Here is a 7,249-nt window from a genome sequence, read left to right as displayed (position 1 = left end):
GATGAGATTGGCAATAATGTTATTTACTACGATTCTTCGAAAAATACATGGGCAGAACATACATTTGCACCACTTTCGATGACGGTTAATAGTATTACTTCAGGTTCAGTCTTGATTCATTATCAACTTGAAAATGGGACTGCCATAGCTGAAGACAAGAGAATTTCAGGCGTGGTGTCGACGTTAGCATTTGGTTCGGAGGCACCAGTTGCGACAGGGATTACATACGATACTAGTAGTGAAGCTCCATTGTTTCTGAATGGTATGGATGGTAGGCAGTATTATAAGGTTAAAGTAGACGGTGTAGAGCAAGGGCTTTTGAAAGTTGGTTTGACGGAAGTAACCTATACTTACACTCCTTATTTGGTATCTACAGAGCAGGTCGAAAAGAAAACGGGCCGTGTGATTGTTCAGTATCAAACAAGGTCAGGGCAAATTCTTAAAGAATCAGTTGAAGCCGTTCCAGAAACATTAATTAGTTATCGTGAAAAGACGGTCTTTGCAGATGGAACAGAGAGCTTATCTGAACCAATTCAAAGCTATCCAAATTTCAATGTCTATGATTATCAAGTACGGACAATTGAGCAAGATGGAAAAATTTATAGATTATCATATGAGAACCAACCTTCTCTTTACGGTGAACTTGTAGAAGGTGATACGGTATTGACTCTACAGTATATTCCTGTTCCTAAATTGGAATCCCTGACATTTGATAAAGAGTCTTACCAGCCGGGAGAAAAACTGACTGCTAGTTTTGTGGTTTCGTCTGAAGAGGAAATGGAGCGTATTTACTTTGGTCTATCTGATAAAAAACTGTCTAGTCAATATGTGCTTAGAGGAGAGAGTAATAACCCAATCAAGATTGCAGACGGACTGTATCGCTTTGATGTTACGGTACCAATAGCAAGTGATTATCCTAAGTCAGACTTATCTTTGGACTTTATATATTTGAATGCTAAAAACGAAAGTTCATCAAATAGCCTTTCAGAACCTGAAATTATTCAAAATATTGCTACCCAGGCTATCATCAACTCACCTAATATCGTTACTGATTTTTCAGCACCTAAGTTTATTGAGTTAGAAATTAGTCGAAATGAAGCTAAACAAGGTGAGACAGTTGAAGTGGTACTTTTAGTGGAAGATAATTCGAATATCACATCTGTTAATCTCGTATTTGAAAGTGAGTCAGGAACACTCCGATTTGGCGAAAATATTACGAATATTGAGCAATTGGAGGGAAATCGAAAAAGACTGACTTTATCTGAAACAATTCACTATTCTTATTTACCAGGACAATATGATCTGAGATATTTATATCTGACAGATATTTATGGCAATACGAGTTACTTATCCACTGTTGATAGTTTGCCTGCGAAAACCATTGTTGTCAATCAGGCTAATGATGTAGAAAATTTAAATCCGGTTGTTGAAACGACAATAGTAACCAATATTGAGGTTGTTGAAAAATCAAGTGGGCGAGTACTGATTCGCACAAATTTCCATGGTGAAGACCTTGAAGCAATGAAACAAGTGATTCGTGAGGCAATTTCAGCATATGAAAATGAACATGGTGTAACATTTGATTTACTTGGTGCTGGTGGGACTCAAATCTCTTCAAGGTCAGTTACTGTTGGAAATCGGACTCAAACAGAGGTAATACGTTCATACCAGCAACTAGTTGTAAATACATCGGATAACCCTCTGCCTGAAATTGAGAAAAAACTTCTACCAGAAGGTGTGATCTACGATAATTCAACTATCAGGCAAGCCTTATATACTATTCAATTTAAAGATGGTGAATCAGTAGTTAAAGAGAGTCGTCGAGTTGCAAACTCCACAATTGATAATGTCATTCGTGATGAAAGTAATGGTATTGATGAAAGGGAATATTATTTTGAATCTGTTGAGGTAAGTCAAGGTTTCACTACAATTTTTAGTAGCGATTTGAATTATAATGGTCCCTTTTATGAAATTGTTGTCAATTTGAAATCAAGCTCGAAAGTAGAAAATATAGAAGTAGACTCACCAGTCGAAGAAACGCCGCCAACTTCACCAGAAGTCGAACCGCCAGTCGAAGAAACGCCGCCAACTTCACCAGAAGTCGAACCGCCAGTCGAAGAAACGCCGTCATCTCCAACAGAAGTCGAACCGCCAGTCGAAGAAACGCCGTCATCTCCAACAGAAGTCGAACCGCCAGTCGAAGAAACGCCGTCATCTCCAACAGAAGTCGAACCGCCAGTCGAAGAAACGTCGCCATCTTCACCAGAAGTCGAACCGCCAGTCGAAGAAACACCGCCAACTTCACCAGAAGTCGAACCGCCAGTCGAAGAAACGCCGCCATCTCCAACAGAAGTCGAACCGCCAGTCGAAGAGACGCCGCCAACTTCACCAGAAGTCGAACCGCCAGTCATAGAAACACCTGTTGCACTAATCAAAGGAGTATCAGCAGTTACTGAATCTTCAAGTAACCTAACTAATCTAGTGTATCCAGTTATCGAAGTATCGACCCAATTGACATTGGGAAATACTAATAACGAGGCTTTATATTCAGCAACTACCGTTTCGAGACAGAAAGTAGAATCTGAAAAATCATCGGCCTCTATCTTACCTAGAACAAATGGACATCAGTCCAAGCTACCAATTTTGGCGGGACTCGCACTTCTTAGCTTAACTGTAGCTAAAAGGAAAAAAGATTTCTTAGGCTAGCAAGCTGGGAAAATATTACGAAAGAGGGAAATAGCTTCCCTCTTTTTATTATCAATACTTATAGTTGCAAGGGTATTTGTTATAACGAAAAGTTATAACTTTCTATAAAAAAAGTCAATTAGTCAGAAAGAACATTCTGTGTTAAGATAGATACAGTTCTAATTTAAGGAGATTATTTTATGAAATTAAAAAAATTGTTTAGTTTGGCAACAGCTGCTTTATCAGTAGGTGTACTTGCTGCATGTGGTAGCTCGTCTACTAGCTCTTCATCCGATTCTTCAGCAACAACTGTTCGTGTAGGTGTGATGAGCTTGAGCGATTCTGAGCAAGCACGTTGGGATAAAGTTCAGGAAATTCTTGGTGATGAAGTGAAATTGGAGTTCACTCAATTTACAGACTACTCACAGCCAAACAAGGCGGTAGCTGAAAACGAAGTAGACATCAATGCTTTCCAACACTACAACTTCTTGAACAACTGGAATGAAGAAAATGGTGAAGACTTGGTTGCTATTGCAGATACTTATATCGCACCAATTCGTCTTTACTCAGGTACAGCTGATGGAAAAAACAAGTACACTAAAGTAGAAGAAATTCCAGATGGTGCAGAAATTGCGGTTCCAAACGACCCAACAAACGAAAGCCGTGCCCTTTACCTTCTTCAAGCAGCTGGTTTGATCAAGGTTGGTGTATCTGGTACAGAATTGGCAACAATTGCTGACATTACTGAAAACAAGAAAAACTTGAAGATCACTGAGTTGGATGCAAGCCAAACAGCAAGCTCACTTAGCTCAGTTGATGCAGCAGTTGTAAACAACACATTTGTGTTGGAAGCTGGTTTGGATTACAAGAACGCTCTTTATAAAGAACAAAAAGATGAAAATTCAAAACAGTGGTACAACTTGATTGCAGCTCGTAGCGATTGGGAAAAATCAGAGCAAGCAGCAGCGATTAAGAAAATTATCGAAGCCTACCACACGGATGAAGTGAAAAAAGTTATTGAAGAGACTTCAGACGGTATGGATGAGCCAGTTTGGTAAAATGTAAATAGGTCGAGGACTGGACAGAATTGTTCAGCCCTCTATCTGTTTTTATAGAGATAAGAAAAATCTCTTAACCAGAGTCAGAAATACGAGAAAATTTTTGATTTTGGTTAGCAGATTTGATTCATTTTCATTAAGTATGAGGAGGAAGTATGGCAGATAGTAAAATTCAAGCCTTTGAACAAGATTTGATTATTCAGCACTATTTTGAAAAGTTGAAGGTATTGATTTCAAAGAAATCTATTTTTGCTCAGCAGATTGGTTTGTTGGATGTGGCGACTTATTTGAAAGAAATGTTTGAAGAAGCTGGGGCAGCTGTTGTTTTAGACGACAGCTATGCAGCGCCATTTGTCATGGCTAGGTTTGAGGCAAGTGTTCCAAATGCCAAAACCTTGATTTTTTACAATCACTATGACACGGTTCCTGCTGATGCCGATCAGGTCTGGAAGAAGGGCAATCCCTTTGAATTGACTGTTTCTGATGGTTATATCTATGGTCGCGGGGTGGACGATGATAAGGGCCATATCACAGCTCGTCTGTCGGCCTTGAAAAAATACCAGGCTAGACAGAATGGCCATTTACCAGTCAATGTGATTTTTATTATGGAAGGGGCAGAAGAGTCAGCCTCTGTCGACTTGGATAAGTATCTTTCAAAATACAAAGAACACTTGATTGGTGCTGATTTGCTTGTCTGGGAGCAGGGGCATCGCAATAGCCTACATCAGCTAGAAATTGCTGGGGGAAATAAGGGAATTGTGACCTTCGATCTTCAGGTCAAATCAGCTGACTTGGATATTCATTCTTCCTATGGTGGTGTCATTGATTCGGCAAGCTGGTATTTGTTGTCAGCTCTTCAATCCATGAGAGCGGCTGATGGACGAATTTTGGTTGATGGTATTTACGAACAAGTTCAAGAACCAAATGAACGTGAATTAGCCTTAGTTGAGGAATTCGCACTTGCGACCAGTCAGTCTGTGACGGATATTTATGGATTAACCTTTCCAACCTTGGTAGAAGATCGTCGTGAGTTTCTCAAGCGTTTGTATTTTGAGCCATCGATTACCATTGAAGGCTTGTCAACTGGCTATCTTGGTCAAGGTGTCAAGACCATCATACCAGCCCAGGCTTCTGCGAAAATGGAGGTTCGTTTGGTGCCTGGTTTGGACCCCCATGATGTTTTGGAAAAAATTCGACAGCACTTAGATAAGCATGGTTTTGGTCAGGTAGAAGTTATCTTTACCTTGGGTGAAAAGAGTTACCGAAGTGATATGTCGCACCCTGCCATTGTCAATGTGATTGAATTGGCTAAAAAATTGACACCAGAAGGGGTTGCTGTCTTGCCGACGTCACCGGGGACAGGACCCATGCACACAGTCTTTCATGCTCTAGGTGTACCGATTGCGGGCTTTGGTCTAGGAAATGCCAACAGTCGTGACCATGCTGGTGATGAAAATGTCAGCATCGCTGACTACTATAGCCATGTTGAATTAGTAGAGGAGTTAATAGCAAGTTATGAGTAAGGAAATGATTAAGCTAGATAATATTGATGTAACTTTCCAGCAGAAAAAACGTACGATCGAAGCGGTAAAGGATGTGACCATCCATATCAATCAAGGGGATATTTACGGTATCGTAGGGTATTCTGGAGCAGGGAAATCTACCCTTGTTCGAGTGATTAATTTATTGCAGGTGCCGACAGCGGGTAAAATTACTATCGATGAGGATGTAATTTACGAGGGAGAAAAGGTCACACTTACCCCAGCTCAATTGCGAAGCAAACGCCGTGAAATCGGCATGATTTTCCAGCATTTCAATCTGATGGCTCAAATGACGGCAGAAGAAAACGTAGCCTTTGCCCTTAAGCATTCGGGTTTGAGCAAGGAAGAGAAAAAGGAAAAGGTTGCTAAGTTGTTGGACTTGGTTGGGCTTTCTGACCGTGCTGAAAACTATCCAGCTCAGTTGTCTGGTGGTCAAAAACAACGTGTCGCCATTGCCCGTGCCTTGGCCAATGATCCAAAAATCTTGATTTCAGATGAGTCAACTTCTGCCTTGGATCCGAAAACAACTAAGCAGATTTTGGCACTCTTGCAGGAATTGAATGAAAAATTGGGCTTGACCATTGTTATGATTACCCATGAGATGCAGATTGTAAAAGACATTTGTAACCGTGTGGCTGTTATGCAGGATGGTCGCTTGATCGAAGAAGGTTCAGTGTTAGAAATCTTCTCTCATCCAAAAGAAGAATTGACTCAGGATTTCATCAAAACAGCAACAGGAATTGATGAGGCCTTGGTGAAAATTTACCAGCAGGATATTGTTAAGAATTTGCCTGAGAATAGTATTTTGGTGCAACTCAAGTATGCTGGTTCCAATACGGATACGGCGATTGTGAATGACTTGTATAAATTCTATCAAGTATCTGCCAATATTCTTTATGGTAATATTGAGATATTGGACCATACACCAGTCGGTGAGATGGTGGTTATTCTCTCTGGAGAACCAGGTCAATTGCACCGTGCTTTAGAGGCAGTGACGGAGGCGCGTGTGGAAGTGACGATTTTGAAAGGAGCAAATTAGATGTTAGAATGGATTCAAACGAATTTTCCAGATATTTATAAATTAGGCTGGGATGGTCAGACAGGTTGGTTAACACATTTTAATTTGACCCTCTATATGACCTTTGTTTCCTTTGCTTTTGGTGGATTTATGGGCTTGGTGTCTGGCTTGTTCTTGGTTTTGACAGGTCCACGTGGGGTTATTGCCAATAAGACGGTTTATTGGATTTTGGATAAGGTAGCTTCTATCTTCCGTGCCATTCCTTTCATTATTTTGTTGGCGGCCATTGCTCCTTTGACGAAAATTATTGTTGGAAAAACGATTGGTACAGAGGCGGCTTTGGTGCCGCTCGCCCTTTCAGTCTTTCCATTCTTTGCCCGTCAGGTTGAGGTGGTCTTGTCAGAATTGGACCGTGGTGTCATTGAGGCGGCTCAGGCATCAGGTGCGACTTTCTGGGATATAGTCCTTGTCTATCTGCGTGAGGGTCTGCCTGACTTGATTCGTGTGACGACATTTGCCCTGGTTTCCTTGGTCGGCTATACAGCCATGGCAGGAGCTATCGGAGCAGGTGGTTTGGGACAGGTTGCGCTATCATACGGCTACCTACGGTATAATAATGATGTGACCTTTTTAGCAACTCTTTTGATTTTGGTCATCATCTTCGTAATCCAGTTTATTGGAGATTTCTTGACGAGAAAGATTAGTCATAGATAAGTTATGTTTTTGAGAGGACAGTTGGTCCTCTTTTTTTTGATCTTTGTCAACTGTAGTAGGTAGATGTTAGCTCTACCTTGAGAGGTTCCTAGCAATCTTCTATCTTTAGACTGTTCCAATTTCTGGGTGGTACGTGAAAAAGTACTTCCCCAATTCTTTTATAGACAATATGTAAAGACCCCCAGTTGAGAATTCGTGGATTTACCTGTACACTAGAATAAAAAAACAATCAA

The 7,249-nt window shown here is 40.7% G+C and carries 5 protein-coding genes; all 5 read left to right on the top strand.

The genetic code is table 11. The features are described 5' to 3' along the window. Positions 1-2,706: hypothetical protein (locus P7J49_RS11185; RefSeq protein WP_411913834.1), on the top strand; the 2,706-nt coding region annotated here is incomplete at its 5' end. A 179-nt stretch (positions 2,707-2,885) separates the two neighbouring features. Continuing rightward, on the top strand, positions 2,886-3,743 hold the full coding sequence (locus P7J49_RS11180; RefSeq protein WP_029174451.1) for a MetQ/NlpA family ABC transporter substrate-binding protein: 858 nt from the start codon (positions 2,886-2,888) through the stop codon (positions 3,741-3,743). Positions 3,744-3,898: 155 nt separating this feature from the next. Beyond that, complete coding sequence (locus P7J49_RS11175; protein ID WP_408570702.1) at positions 3,899-5,266, top strand: M20/M25/M40 family metallo-hydrolase; 1,368 nt, start codon at positions 3,899-3,901, stop codon at positions 5,264-5,266. After that, entirely contained in the window at positions 5,259-6,323 is a 1,065-nt protein-coding gene (locus tag P7J49_RS11170) for a methionine ABC transporter ATP-binding protein (protein WP_222309931.1), read from the top strand. The genes P7J49_RS11175 and P7J49_RS11170 overlap by 8 nt, the downstream gene beginning before the upstream one ends. Continuing rightward, complete coding sequence (locus P7J49_RS11165; RefSeq protein WP_014638544.1) at positions 6,324-7,016, top strand: methionine ABC transporter permease; 693 nt, start codon at positions 6,324-6,326, stop codon at positions 7,014-7,016. It begins immediately after the preceding gene. Positions 7,017-7,249 lie beyond the last annotated feature (233 nt).

It is taken from the genome of Streptococcus suis (genome assembly GCF_046032515.1).
In the GTDB taxonomy this organism is placed as follows: domain Bacteria; phylum Bacillota; class Bacilli; order Lactobacillales; family Streptococcaceae; genus Streptococcus; species Streptococcus suis_AL.
The sequence above is the reverse complement of the archived record's forward strand: the minus strand, read 5'-3'. Positions and strand labels throughout refer to the sequence as shown.